Origin of the sequence: Roseospira goensis, assembly GCF_014197795.1 — a bacterium.
Taxonomy (GTDB): domain Bacteria; phylum Pseudomonadota; class Alphaproteobacteria; order Rhodospirillales; family Rhodospirillaceae; genus Rhodospira; species Rhodospira goensis.
In genome coordinates this window covers 1-17284 of the sequence record NZ_JACIGI010000049.1, presented here as the reverse complement: position 1 = coordinate 17284, position 17284 = coordinate 1, and the positions used below count along the sequence as shown (strand labels likewise).

Genomic DNA, 17284 nt, shown 5'->3' with positions numbered 1-17284 from the left:
GCGCGCAGGGCGTCGTCGGTCTCCATGACCGCCGGCGTGGGCGGGTCGCTGGTGTCGTCCGCCGGCGTGACGGTCAGGCGCGACACGTTCATCAGTGCGGACAGATGGTCGAGCGTGCTGCCGGTCGCATAGGCCAGCATCAGCCCGCGCGCGCCGTCGTTCCATTCGGCCATGCGCAGGGTGAGGCGGTACGCGACCGCCTCCGCCAGCTTCATCACCGGGTCGCTTTCGAGCACGGCCGACCAGTCCGGGTACCGGCCCTGGAATTCGGCCAGGATCGCCGCCAGCTCCGCCTCGAAATCCAGCACCTGGAGCACGTCGGGCGCGGGCAGGCGCGACAGGTCGATGACCGTAAAGCCGGTCATGCGGCGGCCCTCCCCGCCGGGATCTGGATGACGGCGGTCTCGCCGGTGGCGGTCAGGCGGCCGATCAGGGTGATCGCCACCGCGCCGTCGGCGCCGGCCGCGTCCAGGCGCAGGCGGTCGAGGCGATAGCGCGGCTCCCACCGCTCCAGCGCCGTGGCGACGGCGGCCGTGACGTCCACCAGCACGCGCTGACCGATGGGCGCGTCGATCAGATCCGGCACGCGCGAGCCATAGGTGCGGCGCATCACCCGACTGCCGACCGGCGTCAGCAGGATGTCGGCGATGGACTGGGACAGGTGCCCCAGCCCGTCCAGCGCCGCTCCGGTCCGCGCGTGCACGCCCAGCATGGGGTCAGCCCTCCTCGGCAGGAGCGCCGGCCCCGGCCCGGGCGCGGGTCTTCGCGCGCGGCGCCGGGGCCGGCGTGCCCTCGACCAGGGCGCCGGCGCGCAGATGCGCGGCCGCCTGCTTCGGGTGCAGCGACACGGCGGTGCCCTCGGGCACCATGCGCCCCAGGATGGCCAGCGGGCCGCGGATCACGGTGTAGGGGGCCGTCTCAGGCATCGTCCTCTCCTGTGCGGTAGTCCTCGGGAACCACGGTCCAGTCGTACGGGGCGTCGGGGTCGTAGCCGCCGCCGCCAAGGCATGCGGAGCCGTCGCCGACGGTGTCGGGGTGCTCCGGCGGCGCCGGCGGGGCGACGGCGCCGCACCAGGGCAGCCAGCCGTCGACGCGCGCCAGGCGGTAGGTGTAGCCGACGCCGCCGCCGTCCAGGCGCAGCAGGTCGGCGCCGTGCACCTCGACCCGGTCGCCCTCGACGCGGGCGGTCCCGCCGGCCGGCGGCGCGACCACGCGGACCCGTCCGCCGGGCGCGGCCTCCACGCGGACCTCGACGTCCGCCGACAGGGCGCGCACACGCAGGGCATGGGCGGCGCCGTCCCAGGCGATCTCGGCCCGGGCGGTGCCGTCGGCGGGGAAGATCAGGCGGTCGACCGCCAGCACGACCTCATCCGCCATGACCGCCCCCCTGGGCATCGGCGGCGTCGATGAGGGCCTCGCGATCCGACGGCCCCATGGGCGGCACCACGCAAGGCGCCGGGGGCCACACCCGCAGCCGGCTGTAGATCTCGTGTTCGGCGCGGATCGTGCCCATGACCTGAAGGTGGCCGGTGATGCAGACATTGCCGCGCAGGGTGATCTGGCCCTCGGCGTGGATGCTGACCTGGTTGGGCGCCGCCACCCGCAACACCCGGGCCACCCGGTCGTACTCGACCGTGGTGCCGTCGTCGTAGACCGTGCGATGCACCGTGGGCCGGTCGGCCGGCGCGGGATGGCGGGTCTGGTACAGGGCGGGCAGCGCCACGGCCTGGTCCAGTTCACCGCCGGGGGCCAGCACCACCACCTGTTCGCCGGGCTCCGGCGCCCACCAGGTGACGTCCGGGCCGGCACGGTGGGTGAGCCAGGGCAGCCAGGTGGTGACGTTGCCCAGGGTCTCGACCTTCACCCGGGCCGCCGGCGCGTCCAGCGCCACCACCCGGCCCAGGCGGACGATGTTGCCGAGGCGGCGCGACGTCTCCGCCTGTGTGAACCCGCGCTGTCCGCCCAGGGGATCAGCCATCGCCGATACCTCCCCACGTCACGGTCTCGCCGCCCGGGCCGCGTACGACGATCCCGGCCAGGGTACCGGGCCAGCTTTCGAAGTCCGACGTGCCCAGGCGGATGTCCTGGCGCCACTCGACACCCCACAGGACGATCCCGCGGCCGCGCGTGCTGGCATACAGGTTCTGGGCGCGGATGGTCCGGGCCGAGACCGGGTGGGTGTCGTCGCGTCCCCACACCTGGCCGGGCAGCAGCGTGACCAGGGTCCCGACCAGACCGGCGGCCAGCACGTCGCGGTCTGTCCGTCCCACGTCCGCCGCGACCACGAAGGCCCCCAGGCGCAGGGCATGGTCCACTTCGCCGGACGCCACCTCGGCCCCGGGGCCGATGCCCAGCAGCGCCACCAGGATGGCCGGCGCATGGGCGCCGTGGCGCTCCAGCTCGGCCGCGTCGAAGCGGCCGGGATGGCGCGCGCACTGCTTCAGGCCGGCGCCGAAATGCGCTTTGAGGCCGCTTTGAACGGCGTCCAGAAGACCGTTGAGGGGGTCCTGGTCACTCATGGAGCTTGCCCCTGATGAAGTCCTGGACGGCGGACAGCAGGTCCAGCTCGTCCTCGCCGGAGAGGCCCAGGTACGGGCGCTCCGGGATGGCCATGCCGACGGGCTCACCGCCGAACTGGTGAATGGCGGCGTAGACCAGGGGCGAGCCGACCAGCGCCACCTCGCCGCTGACCACGGTCTGCAGGCTGTCGATCAGGTGCCCCTCGGACACCAGCAGGCTCTGGTTGGCGTGCCGGGTCCTGGCGTAGGCCGGGCTCCATTCGGGCCACCGTTCGCCGTGCGGCCCTTGCTTCTCGTCGGACAGCCGGCGCCGCGCCGCGCTCTCGGCCACGCCGCCCATGATCTCCAGCGCCTCGCGCCGGTCGGCGGGACCGAAGCCCGAGAGGGCGTCCAGCACCGGCTGGAACCCGTCCATGGTCAGCTCGGCGGCGACCCCGACCATGGCTCAGACCCCCCTCAGGGTGTCGCGGGTGAAGTGGCGCGGCGGACCGGCCGTGACGACGGGGCGGGGCGGCGCGCCGGGGGCGGCGCCGGGCACGGCCTCGGCCGGCAGAGCGGCACGGCCGGACGACAGGTCGCGCAACAGGGCGTCGGCGCGGGCGGCCCGGGCCGTGATGTCCTCGGTCAGGTCGGCGGGATGGGTGCACAGGAGGCGCGCGGCCAGATCCACCGCCGCGCGGCGCAGGATGTCCGGCACAGTCACCAGCGGCAGGGCGTAGCGGGCACCCAGGTAGGCGTCGATCTGCCCGGCCGCCTCGTCCAGCGCCGCCTGAACCACCGCCGCGTCGGCGGCGCCGTCGCCGTCGCGATCGGCCACCCGGTCCAGCCAGTCCTGGCCGTGGGTGGCGATCAGATCGGTGGATGTCGCGTACGGCATGGATCTTCCTTTCTATCGCCCCTTCGGGGCTCCGCCGCTTCGCGGCGCCGGTCCGGTCGGACCGGCCGGCCCCTGACGGGGCCGGAAGACCCCTCTCAGGTGTGACGACCCGGCACGGTCGCGCCGGAAACTGCGCTGCCGATCTCGGGTCGGCCGGGGCCTCGCGACCCCGGCCGCCCTGCCACCGTGCGGCCGGTAGCGACCCTACTCCCCGGGCTCCCCGGCCGGCGCCCTCCGCCCGCCGGGATCGACACCCGGGTTTCGCGTGGCATCACTTCCCGGCCGGCGGCTTCTCTTTCGCCGGCGGCGCCTTGGGCGCAGGCGGAAGGTCAACGTGGCCGCGCCGCTCGTGGTGGGCGGCCTGGGTGGGGGTCAGCTCGACAGGATCGCCCGGGCGGTAGCGCTGGCCATCATGGCGCATGCGGGTCTTGACCAAGCGGGTCACGGTCTCGGTCATGGGTCAGGCTCCTCAGCTCGTTGCCACGACGTCTTCGAGGAAGAACCCGGCGTGCTTCGCGATCACCAGTTCGCGCACGGTCTCGCCGACGCGGACGTACTCGCCGCCGCGCAGGCCCATGTCGACCGGCTTGGTGCCGGACACGCGGGTGCCGAACTCGGCCGTGAGCCCCCAGGTCATGCCGCCGGCCTCGGGGCTGGCGGTCGGGTCGAGGTACAGGCCCGCCACATGCGGCCCCCACAGGTACGCCAGCTCGACGGCCTGGCCCGGGCGGTTGATGTTCACGCGGCCCTCGCCGACCACGACCTGTTGAATTTCCAGCAGCTCGGCCAGCTCGGCACGGCTGATCACACCTTCGGTCACCGGCTGGCCCTTGACGGCCTGCACCAGCTTCGGATGGCGCCGGATCGGCATCCACGCGGTCTGGCCGAACACCAGGTGCGTGGGGCGCACCAGGCAGGTGTTCAGCATGTCCATCAGGACCCCGTAGGGATCGCTGTTGGCATCGCTGAACTGATCGGTGCCGGACAGCACGTCCTTCAGGCTGGCATCGTAGTTGTCGGCGTCGAAGACCGTGTCGGCCGCGCGCTTCTCGCGGTCCAGGAGGATGATGTTGCTGGCCACCTCGGCGGCCTGTTTGCGCGGGTCGTGGCCGACGCGCTCGGCCTCGCGGATGGTGTCGGCGTCCAGCGGGACGGCGATGCCGAAATCCTCGCAATAGGCACTCTCGCGCGTCCCGCCAATCTCCAGGGTGCGGACCTGGGAGCGGCGCCCCACCCGGGTGTCCTGCGGGGTGTAGGACTGGCCCAGGGGATAGGACGTCCACTCGAACTTCAGCGCCCCGACCTTCGCACGCGGCAGGACCGTGTCCGCGATCAGGGTCCGCGCCGGGTTGCTGTAGGCGATCGCGATGGCGGTGAGGACCGGGTCCTCGGTGTACTGGGAGACGTCGTCGGCCATGGGTCAGGCTCCGTCAGGCGTGGGGTCAGGCGGCGCCCTGCATCAGGCCGGGCACGATGAGGATGCGGGTCAGGGCCTCGGCGGCGCCGGCCTCCAGCGCGATCCCGACGACGCGGGCATTGGCGCCGGTCGCGGGATCGGCCAGCACCGCCTTGCCGTCCGCGTCGGCGGTGATGGGGTCACCGAACGCGAAGGCGCCGCCGGCGGTGACCTGGGGCGCGCCGCCCATGACGACGTCCACACGGTCGCCGGCGGCCTCGGCCCCGCGCGGGCCGGTGGTGCCGATCAGCTTGTCGGTGTTGGCCGCGCCCTGCGCGACGGTGCCGTCCGTCGCTGTGGCGGCGACGATGCGAAAGGCCGCGATGACCCCGGCGGCGGTGAAGTTGAGGGTCAGGCCCATGTCCATGGATCAGCCCCCCTGCATCACGTGGGCGACGGCGTCGGACGTCGAGACGGTGATGCCCTTGCCGCGCATCTCGGCCTGGTACGCCTGGGCCTTCTGGGCCGCCGCCTGGGGCGTGATCCCGCCGGCGCCGGCCGGGCGCGTGGGCATGGTGACCGGCTTGGTGATGCCCGCCTTCTGGGCGGCGGCTACGACCTTGCGGAAGCGGTCCAGGCCCCCTTCGGCCTTGCACGCCGCGAGGTGATAATCCTTGTCCGCCGGCGGGACCTTGCCGGCCTGGATGGCGGCCTGCACCTCGGCCTCGATCACGGCCTCGTCGCGCTCGGCCATCGCCTTCTGGGCGGCGGCCAACTCGTCCTTGGTTTTCTGGTGATCGGCCTTGGACACGAACCGCTCGGGGTCTGGCGTCTCGGCCTTCTGCTGGGCGGCGGTGACGTCGCCTTTCAGTTTGTCCACCGCCGTGCACATGGCACTGACGGAGGCCGCCGGCGACAGCCCGAGGGCGTGGGCCAGCGGCGACAGATCGGGGGTGTGAGGTGTGGTGTCGGGGGACATGAGCTGGCGCTCCCACTGGATGTCACGAAGATCGGCGGCGCTCAGGCCGGCCACCGCGCGGCGCAGGGCGTCCACGTCGGCGGCACCGGCGCGGTTGAGGGCGGCGATGCCCAGGTTCGGGTCGGACGTGAGCGCGACCGACCGCACGCCGACGACGGCGCCGTCGGGGCGGTGCAGGATGACGGGCGAGAGGTAGCGGTATTCGCCGGCGGCGATCTGGGCGGCGGCGCGCGGCGTCCAGCGCGAGACGTGGCCCCACACCGCGCCGTCGCGGACTTCCAGGCGATCGATCCAACCGGCGGCCGGGGCGCCGCCGTCGGCGCCGGCACGTTCGGACCCGTGCTCCCAGTCGATGATCATGTCGGCCTTATTGACCGACCGGCGCCGGTCGAACTCGGCCACGATGGCCTGGGGATCGGCGACGATGTAGGGGCCGCGCCCGTCATGGCCGCGCAGCTCGCGGCCGGCGGGCAGCACCTGGATCCAGTCGGGCACGGCCGGCGCGGCGGCGTCCCCGGCCTGCGGGGCCGGCACGGCGAGCGCGGCCAGAGCGGCCGGGGTATGGGTGGGCGATGTCTCCATGACAGGGGTTTTGCCCGATCTGGCCGACACCAATCCGCCTGAAGGGCTTCAGGTGAGTTTTGTCTTGTCGCTCGGCCCGCGGCCTCGCGGGGCTCCGGCCCTTCGGGCCACCGGCGTGGTCGCGCCGGTTAGAAGCGCCGTGCTGGATGGGGGCGCCCAACCGGGCCGACCGGCCCGGCGCCGCGCAGCGGCGGAGCCCCGAAGGGGCGATCCAAAATTAAGAGACCAATAAGAGGCTTTAAGAGGGGGTAGCGTGCGCGCCTCGGCGGCACCCGGCCTCACAGGCCGGACCCGCGCTCCCGCGCGCCCTGGGGCGTCTGCGGGGGCGGTGTCATCGGGGCCGGACTGTGCTATATATAAGGAGGGCGCGCGCGACACGGTGAAGCTCCCAGCCGTAGCACGGGGCCGTCAGGCGCCGGAGCGCGATGTGGGGGACCGGGGAGTCCCCACCGCGCGCCCATCTCCACCTCAGTCTGGCCAGCGCCCCCAGACCACGCGGCCCTTTCGCCAGCGCGCCATGTCGTCGGCGCTGGCATAACGCGCGCTGGTGACGAAGGGGATGCCGCTCTTCGTCACCTTCACGACCACCACCCACGGCGCCTCTTCGGCCGGCCGCACGAACACGAAGCTGCCGCGGCTGTCGACGATCACGTCGGCGCCATGGACGCGCTCCGGCAGGACGCGGTAGTCGATCTGCCCCAGCTCCGGGTGATGGCGGTGCTGCTTGGCCAGGGTCTCGCCCGACAGATTGACCACCGGGCTCCGCGCGCCCATCGCCGCGGCCATGTCGTCGGCCAGGCGTGCGATCGGGTGGGCGCGGCCGGGCATGGGGTGTTCGACGAGCTGCTGCAGCGACGGACCGCGCGCCAGGTCGTGGCACGCCGCCTGGGCGATGCGCGCCGGCAGGGCCGCGAGGCGGCCGTGCAGGGCATCGTCCAGGGCGCGGGCGCGCAGCGGCCCGCCCGACCGTGCCCAGGCCGGGTCCACCGCCTCGGGAAGGGTCATGCGCTGGCCGGTCACCCTGTGGCGCACCGTCCGGGACGGCAGGGACACGCTGTTCGGCACGGTCAGGCCGCGCCGCCGCGCCTCGGCGGCCGTGATCTGGCGCAGCCGGCACTTGCAACCCCAGCCGTTGGGCGGCATCAGGGTGTCCCACGCCGGGTGATCCACCGCCAGCGTCAGGCCCTTGAGTTGCACATGCTCCGGCCGGTGTTCCTTCGACGGCCCCAGCTCGTAGGTGAAGAACGGCAGCCCGGCCTTGGTCCTCTGCGCCCGCTGGTACTGCCCGGCCGCCCGCGCCGCCCGCATGTTGCTGTCGTAGATGACCTTCAGGCGCCAGGGCTGGCGCAGGTCCACGGTGCCGACCTCGCCGGTGCGCGGGTCGACCACCTCCCTGCGTGCCCACCAGCCCCGGGCGCGCAGGGTGGGTTCCAGGTCCTTCGCCCAGCGGCCGTACGGCGTCCCCGCATCCAGCGCCTCCGCCAGACTGGTGTGCAGGTCTCGCAGAATGTCCAGGTCCATGATGCGCGCACTCATGAACCCGAAGGCGTGTTCCTCCGGGAGCACCTCGTCATAGTCCCAGCGCGGCATCAGGCCCTTGGCCCGCATGAACTCGGCCACGTCGGGCGACAGCAGGTGCCCGAAGCGATGCCCGGGCCGATCGGGCAGCGGCTCCTGGCGTGGGCGGCGCGCCATCAGGCGTCCCCGTCCGGATCTGGGTCCGGATCGGGCGCGTCGCCGAGGGCGCGGGCCAGCAGGGTGGAGCGCGCCAGCCGATCGGCCAGGGCCTGGCTGTCCAGCCCGCCGCCCTCGACCAGGCGCGCCAGGCGCTCGATCAGGTCATCCGGATCGTCGGCGTCGGCGGCCGCGTCCAGCACGGCGGAGACGCTGGGCGCCATCACCTCCCAGTCGTCATGGTCCATGGCTTCGGCGATGGCCGCATAGCCCGCCTCGACCGGGTCGGCCTCGGCGGTGTCCGTCGCCGCCTGCGGGGCGGCGCGCTGCGGCGCCGGGGCGGGATCGGTGGCATCGCCGGCTGGGGCCGGAGCGCCCAGCACCTCGTCGTCGTCCTCGGGCTCGGCCCATCCCAGGCGCTCGCGGATGTCGGCGACCCGGAACCGCATCCCCAGTGGCACCAGGGCCTGCACCTGGTTGACCGCGGCCGTCGTATCCTCCGGGGCCGTGATCGGCCAGGAGAGCCACGGATAGGCGTCCTGCGGCCCGAAGTTCAGATCGACGGCCACGCGCACCAGGTCACGGTTCACCGAGTTGGCCAGCGCCGCCGCGTCCGCCTGGGCGACGTCGATCTGCACGCCACGATGCACCTGGGCCTGGGCCAGGGACGAGCCGTCATCCGTTGTCATCGTCTGGCCGACGACGGCTTTGCTGATTTGCTCGTCGAGATACCGTGCGAAGCGCTCGAACAGGTCCGCGCCACCGCGTCCCTCCGAGATGCCCTGAAACTCGATCCGCATACTCTCCGGCAGCACGGCAGCCGCATCGGTGCCGATGCCGGCGACGGCCGCCACCAGCGTGTCAATGTCCTTCTGGGTCGCGGATTGGCCGTACCGCCCCAGCCGGAGCGGCAGACCATACACTTCGGAAAACGCCGCCCAGTCCTTGACGCTATAGCTCTTGAACAGGACCGACCATGCCACGAGACGCGCCAGACCGCCGCGCACCGGCAGACCGCTCTTGATACCGGATGTGTGGACGATGAACTTGCCCGGCGGCAGGTCCTCGCCGTGCGGCTGCCCGTCTTCGGCCAACCTCAGAGCCGTGCGGGTCTCGTCCCAGACGAAATACCGGGGATCGCGCCAGGGGCATGCGATCGGTGTCCAGTGTTTGCCGGTCTGCCAGAGGATCTCGCAAACGGCGTAGCCCTTACCGAGCGCGTCGAGAAGATCCACCACCATCTCGCCCCACCATGGCCGGTCGATCAGGTGAGCGCGCACGAAATCCGCGATCTCTCCCGCGCGCGGACTGTCGTCGCCCGGGGTCACAATGGGTTCGACGCCCGCCACCGCCCGCTTGCGCGTGCCCAGGACCGCCGCATAGTGCGGGTCGCGCTCCTCCATCTCCTCCGCGAGGGTCAGATAGTCGGCGGTGCCCCCCTCCGTGGCGCGCTTCAGGATCGTGGCCAGCCGCTCCGGCGTCAGGCCGGTGGCGACGGTGCCCGAGAACGGCCGCCGCACGCCGGTCACCGCCGGCGCTGCCACCGCCTGTGTCAGCGTGCGACGCTCGATCGGGCGCCCGTCGGGGCCAAGGAGCTGAGGTGTCCGCGCCATGGGTGGGGGTCCCTAGTATGATCCTCGCCGCGCGCGGAGCCCGGACGTCAGGCGCACCTGGCGCGTCGTCTGCTCCGGCCGGACGGGGATGTAGGCATAGGGCTGGTGCGGGCTGCCGGCGGCATGGACGGCCAGGAACCCGGCCCACGCCCGGTCCGCGTGGCCGGTGCTGTCGCTCTCGGCCACGAAGCGCGGCGTGCCGGTCGGACCGGTGACCTTCTTCAGCTTGTGCAGGTCCGCGCGCAGGACCGGGTCTCCGGCCGGAACGCGAATGCGCCGATCCTCGAAGGCTTCCTTCCCGACCGTCGCCAGCATCAGCTTGTTGGCGCTTGTGAACAGTATGCCCTCGACGCGGTCACTGCCGTAGCGACGCCGTGCATCCTCCACCGGTTTTTCGCCCATGCCGGTCTGGTCCATGCACACGCGGACCACGCGGTAGCGTTGGAACAGATCATCCAGCACGGCGTCCTGGTCCGCGAACGACGCCCGCTTAAGCGTCACGATCTCCCGCGTCCACAGCACGTCGCCCACGGCTTCCAGGACCCACGCCACCCACAGGTCATTGCGGGCGGCGATGTCGTTCCCGACGCAGCACGGCCCGCCCTGATACCCCGCCGGGTCGCCGGCAGCCGGATGCTCGACGGCGCCGATCAGGTCGTAGGAGAGCCAGGCGCTGGCCTCGTCCAGCCATTGCAGCTCGTATTCCTGCGCCCAGGCATCATCGTCGGCCAGGGCCTCGCGCAGGGCGTCGACGTCCCGGGGCAGACCCTCCGCGACGGCACGGTGGATGTCCACGACATGGCGGGACCACCGATCGTCCGAACCGGTGACCAGGTCGAAGAACTTGTTGCCCTTGCCGTTCGGCGTGCTCACCACGCGCAGCTTGTAGCCGTTGGAGATGACCGGGAACAGCGCCGCCCAGATCCGCCGGCTGTCGGCGTGGAACGCGAACTCGTCCAGGAAGACGTTGGCACTGAACCCGCGCGCGGTGTCCGGATTGGCCGGCAAGGCCGTGACGCGCGACCCACCGGGGAACGAGACCTCCAGCGCGTTGCACCGCACCTCCTGGCCCTGCCACTCGTACTCCCGGAACACTGGCTCGATTTCCAGGACGGCCCTGAACAGCGCCTGATAGGCCCGGCAGAACGGCTTGATCGCCTCGTCCATGGCCTCCTTGGCCTGCCGCTCGCCGCGCGACAGGATCACCCACCGCGTGCGCCGCCCCTCGGCCTCGGCCGCGAACACGTCGTCGACCAGTTCCAGGCAGGTGGTGAAGGTTTTGCCGGTCTGGCGGGCGAACATGCCGATCTTGAAGCGGCTGCGATCGTCAAACCAGGCGCGCTGGTAAGGGTAGAGCGTGAGGGCGGGCACGGGCGCGGGTGCGTCGGCCATCACGCCACCCCGAGATGCTGACGCACCATGTCCAGCGCCTCGCGCATGGTGACGGTCCGGTCCATGTCCTCGGCGGGCCGGTCCTGCGCCAGGCGGTCGACGGTCTCAGCGGCGAGCTTACGGGCGCGCACCTCGACCTTCTCTTCGAAGTCCTGGTCGTATCGGGCGGCCTTGGCCAGTTCGGACAGGCCCTTGCCCAGCATCATGACCTCTTTGGGGTCCAGGCCAGCTTCGCCAACATCCGTCTGAGACAGGAACCGCAACACCAGGTCGCGCGTGGTCTCGACCAGGAGGCGACCCTGGCGACCTTGCGTCGCCGCCTCGCCCAGGTCAGCGGCCAGCCCTTCCGTGATCGCGCGCGTCTCTCTCAGGCGCGCGGCGAGCGCGGCTTGGCGTTGGGCCGCCCGTCCGACGGCCGACCGGCTGATCTCATAGCCGCGCTGATCGAGCCATTCCGTCAACTCATCAATAGTCCACCGGCCGGTGCCCAGCAGGCGGCGGAACTCCGCCCGATCCTCGTCGGAGAGCTGAGTGTCGATGCTGGACTTCCGGCCCATCAGCGCACGTCCTGGGGATGGGCAATGCCGGGCAGGATGGTTTGGGCGCGGACCACCTCGGCGCCCAGGTGGGTCAGTCGCGCCACCCAATACTGGCCCAGGTCCTCAATCTCGACGCACCGGGCGTCCCGCAGCCAAGCGAGCAGCATCCGGACTTGATCCAGCCCGAGATGATGGCCCCGCGTGGCCAGCACCGTGATCACCATGCCATCGTTGAGGTTGCGGGACGGCTCTTCCATGAGCGCCCGCAGGATCAGCAGCCGCCGTTCCTTGGCGGCCTCTTCTCGCGTGTCGATCACTGCCCACCCTCCCGATAATGCGTGCGGTCCAGCAGCTCCAACTTGCGGAGCGCGATGTCCATGCTGCCGGTCAGGCCGGAGACCTGCGCCTGCACCGCGTGTGTCAGATCGTTGCCCTTGCTGATCCGGTCGTGGATGAGCTGGAGGTCATCGTGCGACGGCCCGCGCTTCAGGGTCTCCTCGACCCGCACGATCCGCACGGCGTGACCGTCCACCCGGTCGTCGAGGGCGACGATGCGCCGGTGGTTGTCCGTGCCCTGTTGGCGCACGCCCAGCCAGATCAGGGCCGCCACGGTCCCGATCTTCCAGGCGATATCCACCCATGTGCTGATCGCGACCCAGTCCACGTCACACCCCCGTGCGGTGGCGGCGCGCCTGGCGCACCTCGTGGGCGGCCTCGCAGCCGGCGCAGCGGATGGCACCGGGCCGCGCCTGGCGCCGGGCCGGCGGGATCGGCTGGCCGCAGCCGGCGCAGGCGGTCGCCGGCGTGGCTGTGGTGGGGGCCGGGCGGGCCACACGGCGCCGGGCGACGATGGCCGCGCGCTCGGCCTCGATGCGCTCGGTCACGATGTCCACGATGTCCGTCACGCGCGGCGCTCCCCCACGATGGACAGCACGCGCCAGCCGCGCGACAGGGACATGCGTGGCGCCGGCAGCCGGATCGCCGGCCCCGGGTGGCACAGACCGGGCAGCGGCGGCCACAGCGGCGCCGGATCGCCATCGACGACATAGCGCCGCACCGGGCAGCCGATGGCGGCGGCGGCCTCGGCGTCGAGGGCCTTCGGCGCGCCGAAAGTGACCACCTCCGCCACCCCGTACAGGCCCAGGCAGGCGCTCTGCCGCCACCACAGGCGCGCCGCCAGCAGCGTGGCCAGGGCGCCGCCCATGGAGTGCCCGGTCACCGCCACCGGATGCCCGGTGCGCCGGATGCTCAGCGCCACACGATCCAGGATGCGGTCGAGCTGTCGGCTGTACCCGGTATGCGCCCGCCCGGGGCCGGCCCAGGGCGAGGGGATGCCCAGATTGGCGGCCACGTCGCGCCACTGCCAGTGGCTCACCTCGGTCCCGCGCAGGGCCACCACGATCCGCGCACGATCCGCGTCCAGGGCGATGACGGCCTCCGAGCCGCCCCACGCGATCCACTGGCGCACCTCGCACCCGAGCGCCCGGATCGCCGCCTCGCGCGTCGGGCGGTCGCGCTCGTAGACCGCGCTGCACAGCCCGGCGAGGACGGCGTCGCCGGCGACATGCGCGGGGGTCATGGCCCGGCCTCCGGCGCGCCGCCGGGCGCGGCGGGCGGGGTTCCCGCCGCCCAGGTATCCGGGCAGGCGATCAGCGGCGCGCCCCGGGTGAGGGCATCGCGGGCCAGGACCTTGCCGGCGTCCGAGACCCCGGCGCAGTACAGCGTGGCGGCGCCCATCACGGCGCCCGGGATGGCCGCCGGCAGGCAGCCGGACAGCGCGAGGGCGAGGCCGGCGGCGATCGGGATGTGATACCAGCCGACGCATGAACAGACTTCATGCGTCGGTTGGCCGGTGCGACGGCACCGGCGCCGCGAAGCGGCGGAGGCGATTGAGTGGACGAGTCCGGTCAATCGCCGATCAGTATGAGACAGGCGCATGGTCAGCTCTCCATGGATCGGACGACGACGCCGACGGGGCCGCACCACCAGATCGCTTCGCCGGGGCCGTCGCCGGCGGTCCAGCCGAGGCGCCAGTGCCAGGGGCGCAGACAGACGGCGATGTTCGTGATGCGCATGTCAGCCTCCCAGCCAGACGAGGTTGCGGTCCCCGTGGACCGTGACGGTCTGGGCGCGCGGCGCCCACGCGAGCACCACGGCCAGCGCCACCACCGCCACCAGGATCATGAGCGGGCGCATCAGTCCTCCTCCGGCCAGAAGGCGGCGCGGCGCATCCAGCCGGTCTCGAAGACCCGGAACGCCGACCGCATGCGGACCAGCCCGGCGTAGTAGCCGGCCTGGAGGCCGCACAGGGCGAGGCGCAGGCGCGCGGTGGGGATGCTGTCGAGGGCCTGGGCGGTGCGCGGCCCCAGCAGGCCGTCGACGGCGACGGCGTGGCCGCACAGGCCGCAGGCGCGCTGGGCCAGGGCGACGGCCCGGCCGGCACCCATGTTCACCGCCATGTCCATGATCTTGATCGCCGCCGGCCCCTGGTGGATCAGGCCGAGGCGATGGCGCTCCCACCAGTGCTCCCGGTAGTAGGTCGCGGCGTCCTCGGGGGTCAGCGCGCGGACGTCGGCGGCATCCACGTCGCCGTCGCCGTCGAGGTCCCAATCCAGACAGCCATCGCCATCCAGGTCGCCCTGCGCCCGCAACGTGCGCAGGCTCATCCCGTACTTGGTGGCCCCGCCGGGGTCGGCGGCATGGTCCACATAGCCGCCCTCATGGCGCAGCAGGTAATGCAGCGCCTCGGGGAAATGGTCGTGGGGCTGGATGGCGGACACGGCGGGACCTCCCTCACGTGTGTGGAGCGTGAGGGGAGGATGCGCCGATCAGGCGCACGGGTCCGCCTGAAGCGGTTCAGGTGGGGTGGCCCCGGCGCGACCGCGCCGGCGCCGCGAAGCGGCGGAGGCCCGCAGGGCCGAGAAAGAAAACTACGTACAGAACAGGTCGAGCTGGCGGTCGTCCACGCGACCGTCCCGTTCCCGCGCCAGCGCCAGATAGACGGTGCGCTCCGTGATGCCTAGCACCTGGGCGATGTCCTGGATCGGCCGGCCGTCGGCGCGCAGCGCCACGATGCGGGCCTGGCGCTGGCGGCTCAGCCAGCCGGCCATGCGCGGCACGGTGACCTCCAGGCCGTGGCGGTCGCGCAGGCGGCGCGCCACCACGGCCGCCACCTCCACCGGCACGCCCAGCGCATGGTGCAGGTCCGACCCGGCGACCCGCGACGGCGCCGGCACCGTGACCTCCAACCCGCCCAGGGTGTGCACCAGGCGCAGCATGGCTTCCTCGCCTGCCACCTCGACCACCGGCAGCAGCACGGCCGGGATCGGGCCGTAGCGCGCGCGCAGCGCGGTGAGGGTCGGCGGGCGGGCCATCAGGTGCGCCCCTTCAGCCAGTGCGACAGGGGGGGCTCGATGCCGCCGGCGTCCATGGCGGCGCGCAGGGCGCGACCGCGCGCGGCCAGCAGGCGGTCCAGGTCGTCGTCCGGTCGGCCCATCAGGGCGTGCGTCTCCGCGTCGACCCCCAGCGCGTCCAGGCGCCGCGCCTGTTCCCAGGCCACCCGGACCTTGGGATGCGCGCCCAGGTTCTGTCCGAGGACATGGATCGGCGTGTCTGGCCGCCCCAGCGCCGGCGCGACGCGAGCGAGCCAGCCGCGCAGGCCCCGGATGACCCGGTCCAGATGGTCGCCGTCCAGCCATTCCAGGCGCGCGACGCCCTGGCCGCCCTGGCCCCGCGCGCCCTTGGTCATGCGGATCGCGTAGGCTTCAAGAGCCGCTTCAGAGGCGTCCGAGACCTCCCCCAGAACCCACAGATCCAGCCACAGGGCGCGCGCCTTGGCGAGCGGCGCCGGGCCTTTCGCGACCGGTCGGGCGCGGCGGGACGGGGTCCTTAGCTTGTGTCCGTTTAGATGGTCCAGAACGGCCATGAGCTGGCGCACCGTCATGTCGGCGCAGCTCTCGGCGCCGCCGTGCGTGCGCAGCATCGCCCGGTATGCCTCGCCCTCCAGCCCGTGCGCCTTCGCCGCCGCGTGCACGGCGGCGATCATGCGCTTGCGGTCGGGGGCGCGGCGGGCGGTGCTCACGGCTCGGCCCTCCCTTCGACGCGCACCACATGGGTGGCGGTGATGGCCACCGTATCGCCCGTCTGAGCGCGACAGCGCCAGACCAGGCGCACCGTCACCCGCCCGTCCTGGCGCAGGTATGGCCGCACGGTCGGAGCGAGCCGGAATCCATCGGCCAGCAGGGTGGCGTGCAGGGTCGGGTCCAGCCGCTCGGCCAAGTCCGCCGCGTCGTGCGGCGGCAGGTGGCGGCCGGGCCGGGGTCGGCGGCGGCGGCTCATGACGCGGTGTCCTCTCGACCCGTCCAGTACCGGCAGGCCGGGGTGTCGGTAGCGGCCGGCTGGACCTGCGACAGCGCCAGGTGGGCCATGCGCGCGGCCTCGGCGCAGCGCCCCCAGCCCACATCGCCGGGGATCGGATGCCAGTGTGCGCACAGGCTGCACTGTGAGGCCGGCCCCTGCCCGGGGATGTGCGCATAGGCGATGTGGGATCGGGCCATGCTCTCCTCCTACCAGTCGGTCAGATCGTCGATGGAGATCCCGCGCAGGCGGGCGATGGCGCCCACCAGGGCCTCGTGTGTGCCGCCGCAGGCGAGATAGGCCCGCACCAGGGCCTCGGCGTCCGGCGGGCCGTCGGGCGACGCGGGGGCCTCCCGCGCCCGCTCCGGCGCCAGCACCGTCAGCGCCCGGCGCCACGCCGCCCGCGCGCGGCGCTGCACGGCCGTGCCCTGCCGTCGCACCAGCGGCTCGACGCTCAAGACCAGGTCAAGCAGGGCGGCGCGGGCGTCCATGGGGTCACGTCCTCGTCACGGCGGCCCACAGGCCGAACGCGGACACAATGCTGGCCAGCCAGAGCGACCAGAACGCCTGAGCGGACATGGCATGGCGGCGGCCGATCTCGACGGCCACCAGCAGGGCCAGCAGCGCGACCGCGCCGGCGACTATGCGGCATGCGATCATCAGCGCGGCCGTCATGACCCGGGTCCTTCGATCAGCCCGGTGGTGCCGCCGGACAGGCCATCGCGCAGGGCGACCCCGGCACCGGCGCGCATGCCGGCGCGTACGGCGGTATCGTTCCGACCGCGATACGCGGGCGGGGGCGCGGCATTCCCCATCGGCCCCATGGCCTTCTCGGCCGATGCCTGGGCGGCATCCAGCGCGGCCTGGTCGGGTCGCCCGAAGTGCCGCACCAGGGCGACTTGCAGACGCGCGACCATTCCGTGGCGGAACGCCTCACAGGCCCGGCGGCGGGGCTTGCCATTCTTCTTGCGGCGGTACTCCGGCGTCCGCCGGTACTCTTCCACGGCCGCCTCGACGGTGCGGCGCAAGTACACGTGCAGGTACACGGCGATGGTCGGCCCCGGCATCCGCCCGTGGTAGATGCGTGCAGCGCCGTCCCAGGTCGTGCGGTGGATGCAGCAGCAGCCGGTCACCGCCGCCAGCGTGCCCCACAGGGCATCCAGCGCCGTCGCCCTCACCGTGCCCTCGACCGTCTCCGAGCCCATGACCAGGTCGTCCGGCTCCAGCCCGTGGGCGCTCATCAGGCGCGCGGCCGTCGCGGCCGCCGCGTCGTGCGGCGGCAGGTGGCGGCCGGGCCGGGGTCGGCGGCGGCGGCTCATGACGCGGTGTCCTCGCGACCGGTCCAGTACCGGCAGGC

The 17284-nt window shown here is 72.9% G+C and carries 30 protein-coding genes; all 30 read right to left on the bottom strand.

Annotated features, from left to right (window positions below; genetic code table 11):
- Positions 1–365, bottom strand: a 365-nt coding sequence (locus GGD88_RS17290) for a hypothetical protein (protein WP_425502614.1), incomplete at its 3' end; no start/stop codon positions are given.
- On the bottom strand, positions 362–712 hold the full coding sequence (locus GGD88_RS17285; protein WP_184437804.1) for a GPW/gp25 family protein: 351 nt from the start codon (positions 710–712) through the stop codon (positions 362–364). The genes GGD88_RS17290 and GGD88_RS17285, both read right to left, overlap by 4 nt.
- A gap of 4 nt (positions 713–716) precedes the next feature.
- Complete coding sequence (locus tag GGD88_RS17280; protein WP_184437802.1) at positions 717–926, bottom strand: hypothetical protein; 210 nt, start codon at positions 924–926, stop codon at positions 717–719.
- Entirely contained in the window at positions 919–1377 is a 459-nt protein-coding gene (locus tag GGD88_RS17275) for a hypothetical protein (RefSeq protein ID WP_184437800.1), read from the bottom strand. The genes GGD88_RS17280 and GGD88_RS17275 overlap by 8 nt, the downstream gene beginning before the upstream one ends.
- A complete protein-coding gene (locus GGD88_RS17270) occupies positions 1367–1978 on the bottom strand; it encodes a phage baseplate assembly protein V (RefSeq protein ID WP_184437798.1) in 612 nt (203 codons plus the stop codon). The genes GGD88_RS17275 and GGD88_RS17270 overlap by 11 nt, the downstream gene beginning before the upstream one ends.
- Positions 1971–2519 carry a hypothetical protein gene (locus tag GGD88_RS17265; protein WP_184437796.1) on the bottom strand — a complete coding sequence of 183 codons (549 nt, stop codon included), beginning with the start codon at positions 2517–2519 and terminating at the stop codon, positions 1971–1973. Before GGD88_RS17265 ends, GGD88_RS17270 begins: the two co-directional genes overlap by 8 nt.
- Positions 2512–2961, bottom strand: a complete 450-nt coding sequence (locus GGD88_RS17260; protein WP_184437794.1) for a phage virion morphogenesis protein — start codon at positions 2959–2961, stop codon at positions 2512–2514. Before GGD88_RS17260 ends, GGD88_RS17265 begins: the two co-directional genes overlap by 8 nt.
- 3 nt (positions 2962–2964) lie before the next feature.
- Positions 2965–3396 (bottom strand): DUF1320 domain-containing protein, encoded by a 432-nt coding sequence (locus GGD88_RS17255; RefSeq protein ID WP_184437792.1) that lies wholly within the window; start codon positions 3394–3396, stop codon positions 2965–2967.
- A gap of 271 nt (positions 3397–3667) precedes the next feature.
- Positions 3668–3853, bottom strand: a complete 186-nt coding sequence (locus GGD88_RS17250) for a hypothetical protein (RefSeq protein WP_184437790.1) — start codon at positions 3851–3853, stop codon at positions 3668–3670.
- A gap of 12 nt (positions 3854–3865) precedes the next feature.
- Entirely contained in the window at positions 3866–4813 is a 948-nt protein-coding gene (locus tag GGD88_RS17245) for a capsid protein (protein WP_184437788.1), read from the bottom strand.
- A 25-nt stretch (positions 4814–4838) separates the two neighbouring features.
- A complete protein-coding gene (locus GGD88_RS17240; protein ID WP_184437786.1) occupies positions 4839–5219 on the bottom strand; it encodes a capsid cement protein in 381 nt (126 codons plus the stop codon).
- A gap of 3 nt (positions 5220–5222) precedes the next feature.
- Entirely contained in the window at positions 5223–6353 is a 1131-nt protein-coding gene (locus GGD88_RS17235; RefSeq protein ID WP_184437784.1) for a phage protease, read from the bottom strand.
- 468 nt (positions 6354–6821) lie between these two features.
- Positions 6822–8048, bottom strand: a complete 1227-nt coding sequence (locus GGD88_RS17230) for a phage head morphogenesis protein (protein WP_184437782.1) — start codon at positions 8046–8048, stop codon at positions 6822–6824.
- Positions 8048–9640: a DUF935 domain-containing protein gene (locus tag GGD88_RS17225; RefSeq protein WP_184437780.1), complete on the bottom strand. Its 1593-nt coding sequence runs from the start codon at positions 9638–9640 to the stop codon at positions 8048–8050. The genes GGD88_RS17230 and GGD88_RS17225 overlap by 1 nt, the downstream gene beginning before the upstream one ends.
- A gap of 12 nt (positions 9641–9652) precedes the next feature.
- Positions 9653–11032: a terminase large subunit domain-containing protein gene (locus tag GGD88_RS17220; RefSeq protein ID WP_184437778.1), complete on the bottom strand. Its 1380-nt coding sequence runs from the start codon at positions 11030–11032 to the stop codon at positions 9653–9655.
- Entirely contained in the window at positions 11032–11589 is a 558-nt protein-coding gene (locus tag GGD88_RS17215) for a phage protein Gp27 family protein (RefSeq protein WP_184437776.1), read from the bottom strand. Before GGD88_RS17215 ends, GGD88_RS17220 begins: the two co-directional genes overlap by 1 nt.
- The gene (locus tag GGD88_RS17210) at positions 11589–11888 is read right to left on the bottom strand and encodes a VpaChn25_0724 family phage protein (protein ID WP_184437774.1); all 300 of its coding nucleotides are present in this window, start codon (positions 11886–11888) and stop codon (positions 11589–11591) included. Before GGD88_RS17210 ends, GGD88_RS17215 begins: the two co-directional genes overlap by 1 nt.
- Positions 11885–12235: a hypothetical protein gene (locus GGD88_RS17205; RefSeq protein ID WP_184437772.1), complete on the bottom strand. Its 351-nt coding sequence runs from the start codon at positions 12233–12235 to the stop codon at positions 11885–11887. Before GGD88_RS17205 ends, GGD88_RS17210 begins: the two co-directional genes overlap by 4 nt.
- Before the next feature lies 1 nt (position 12236).
- Positions 12237–12476, bottom strand: coding sequence for a TraR/DksA C4-type zinc finger protein (locus GGD88_RS17200; RefSeq protein WP_343056412.1), 240 nt, complete (start codon positions 12474–12476; stop codon positions 12237–12239).
- Complete coding sequence (locus GGD88_RS17195; RefSeq protein WP_184437770.1) at positions 12473–13150, bottom strand: lipase family protein; 678 nt, start codon at positions 13148–13150, stop codon at positions 12473–12475. Before GGD88_RS17195 ends, GGD88_RS17200 begins: the two co-directional genes overlap by 4 nt.
- Positions 13147–13308, bottom strand: coding sequence for a hypothetical protein (locus GGD88_RS17190; protein WP_184437768.1), 162 nt, complete (start codon positions 13306–13308; stop codon positions 13147–13149). Before GGD88_RS17190 ends, GGD88_RS17195 begins: the two co-directional genes overlap by 4 nt.
- A 203-nt stretch (positions 13309–13511) precedes the next feature.
- Positions 13512–13646: a hypothetical protein gene (locus GGD88_RS19215; protein ID WP_281392976.1), complete on the bottom strand. Its 135-nt coding sequence runs from the start codon at positions 13644–13646 to the stop codon at positions 13512–13514.
- 120 nt (positions 13647–13766) lie between these two features.
- A complete protein-coding gene (locus tag GGD88_RS17185) occupies positions 13767–14351 on the bottom strand; it encodes a glycosyl hydrolase 108 family protein (protein ID WP_184437766.1) in 585 nt (194 codons plus the stop codon).
- Positions 14352–14501: 150 nt separating this feature from the next.
- The gene (locus GGD88_RS17180; protein WP_184437764.1) at positions 14502–14945 is read right to left on the bottom strand and encodes a helix-turn-helix domain-containing protein; all 444 of its coding nucleotides are present in this window, start codon (positions 14943–14945) and stop codon (positions 14502–14504) included.
- On the bottom strand, positions 14945–15652 hold the full coding sequence (locus tag GGD88_RS17175; RefSeq protein WP_184437762.1) for a phage protein GemA/Gp16 family protein: 708 nt from the start codon (positions 15650–15652) through the stop codon (positions 14945–14947). The genes GGD88_RS17180 and GGD88_RS17175 overlap by 1 nt, the downstream gene beginning before the upstream one ends.
- The gene (locus GGD88_RS17170) at positions 15649–15909 is read right to left on the bottom strand and encodes a hypothetical protein (RefSeq protein ID WP_184437760.1); all 261 of its coding nucleotides are present in this window, start codon (positions 15907–15909) and stop codon (positions 15649–15651) included. The genes GGD88_RS17175 and GGD88_RS17170 overlap by 4 nt, the downstream gene beginning before the upstream one ends.
- The gene (locus GGD88_RS17165) at positions 15906–16127 is read right to left on the bottom strand and encodes a hypothetical protein (RefSeq protein ID WP_184437758.1); all 222 of its coding nucleotides are present in this window, start codon (positions 16125–16127) and stop codon (positions 15906–15908) included. The genes GGD88_RS17170 and GGD88_RS17165 overlap by 4 nt, the downstream gene beginning before the upstream one ends.
- A gap of 9 nt (positions 16128–16136) precedes the next feature.
- Positions 16137–16418: a hypothetical protein gene (locus GGD88_RS17160; protein ID WP_184437756.1), complete on the bottom strand. Its 282-nt coding sequence runs from the start codon at positions 16416–16418 to the stop codon at positions 16137–16139.
- A gap of 4 nt (positions 16419–16422) precedes the next feature.
- Positions 16423–16602 (bottom strand): hypothetical protein, encoded by a 180-nt coding sequence (locus GGD88_RS17155; protein WP_184437754.1) that lies wholly within the window; start codon positions 16600–16602, stop codon positions 16423–16425.
- On the bottom strand, positions 16599–17246 hold the full coding sequence (locus GGD88_RS17150; RefSeq protein ID WP_184437752.1) for a DUF7168 domain-containing protein: 648 nt from the start codon (positions 17244–17246) through the stop codon (positions 16599–16601). The genes GGD88_RS17155 and GGD88_RS17150 overlap by 4 nt, the downstream gene beginning before the upstream one ends.
- Between the last annotated feature and the right edge of the window lie 38 nt (positions 17247–17284).

Bases quoted from the DNA above. Each gene is read 5' to 3' on its own strand.
- GGD88_RS17195 (WP_184437770.1), bottom strand. From the start codon at position 13,150: ATGACCCCCGCGCATGTCGCCGGCGACGCCGTCCTCGCCGGGCTGTGC.
- GGD88_RS17235 (WP_184437784.1), bottom strand. From the start codon at position 6,353: ATGGAGACATCGCCCACCCATACCCCGGCCGCTCTGGCCGCGCTCGCC.
- GGD88_RS17225 (WP_184437780.1), bottom strand. From the start codon at position 9,640: ATGGCGCGGACACCTCAGCTCCTTGGCCCCGACGGGCGCCCGATCGAG.
- GGD88_RS17190 (WP_184437768.1), bottom strand. From the start codon at position 13,308: ATGGGCGCCGCCACGCTGTACTGCGCCGGGGTCTCGGACGCCGGCAAG.
- GGD88_RS17180 (WP_184437764.1), bottom strand. From the start codon at position 14,945: ATGGCCCGCCCGCCGACCCTCACCGCGCTGCGCGCGCGCTACGGCCCG.
- GGD88_RS17265 (WP_184437796.1), bottom strand. From the start codon at position 2,519: ATGAGTGACCAGGACCCCCTCAACGGTCTTCTGGACGCCGTTCAAAGC.
- GGD88_RS17220 (WP_184437778.1), bottom strand. From the start codon at position 11,032: ATGGCCGACGCACCCGCGCCCGTGCCCGCCCTCACGCTCTACCCTTAC.
- GGD88_RS17250 (WP_184437790.1), bottom strand. From the start codon at position 3,853: ATGACCGAGACCGTGACCCGCTTGGTCAAGACCCGCATGCGCCATGAT.
- GGD88_RS17170 (WP_184437760.1), bottom strand. From the start codon at position 15,909: ATGAGCCGCCGCCGCCGACCCCGGCCCGGCCGCCACCTGCCGCCGCAC.
- GGD88_RS17275 (WP_184437800.1), bottom strand. From the start codon at position 1,377: ATGGCGGATGAGGTCGTGCTGGCGGTCGACCGCCTGATCTTCCCCGCC.
- GGD88_RS17155 (WP_184437754.1), bottom strand. From the start codon at position 16,602: ATGACGGCCGCGCTGATGATCGCATGCCGCATAGTCGCCGGCGCGGTC.
- GGD88_RS17260 (WP_184437794.1), bottom strand. From the start codon at position 2,961: ATGGTCGGGGTCGCCGCCGAGCTGACCATGGACGGGTTCCAGCCGGTG.
- GGD88_RS17280 (WP_184437802.1), bottom strand. From the start codon at position 926: ATGCCTGAGACGGCCCCCTACACCGTGATCCGCGGCCCGCTGGCCATC.
- GGD88_RS17215 (WP_184437776.1), bottom strand. From the start codon at position 11,589: ATGGGCCGGAAGTCCAGCATCGACACTCAGCTCTCCGACGAGGATCGG.
- GGD88_RS17270 (WP_184437798.1), bottom strand. From the start codon at position 1,978: ATGGCTGATCCCCTGGGCGGACAGCGCGGGTTCACACAGGCGGAGACG.
- GGD88_RS17255 (WP_184437792.1), bottom strand. From the start codon at position 3,396: ATGCCGTACGCGACATCCACCGATCTGATCGCCACCCACGGCCAGGAC.
- GGD88_RS17230 (WP_184437782.1), bottom strand. From the start codon at position 8,048: ATGGCGCGCCGCCCACGCCAGGAGCCGCTGCCCGATCGGCCCGGGCAT.
- GGD88_RS19215 (WP_281392976.1), bottom strand. From the start codon at position 13,646: ATGCGCATCACGAACATCGCCGTCTGTCTGCGCCCCTGGCACTGGCGC.
- GGD88_RS17165 (WP_184437758.1), bottom strand. From the start codon at position 16,127: ATGGCCCGATCCCACATCGCCTATGCGCACATCCCCGGGCAGGGGCCG.
- GGD88_RS17160 (WP_184437756.1), bottom strand. From the start codon at position 16,418: ATGGACGCCCGCGCCGCCCTGCTTGACCTGGTCTTGAGCGTCGAGCCG.
- GGD88_RS17285 (WP_184437804.1), bottom strand. From the start codon at position 712: ATGCTGGGCGTGCACGCGCGGACCGGAGCGGCGCTGGACGGGCTGGGG.
- GGD88_RS17240 (WP_184437786.1), bottom strand. From the start codon at position 5,219: ATGGACATGGGCCTGACCCTCAACTTCACCGCCGCCGGGGTCATCGCG.
- GGD88_RS17245 (WP_184437788.1), bottom strand. From the start codon at position 4,813: ATGGCCGACGACGTCTCCCAGTACACCGAGGACCCGGTCCTCACCGCC.
- GGD88_RS17150 (WP_184437752.1), bottom strand. From the start codon at position 17,246: ATGAGCCGCCGCCGCCGACCCCGGCCCGGCCGCCACCTGCCGCCGCAC.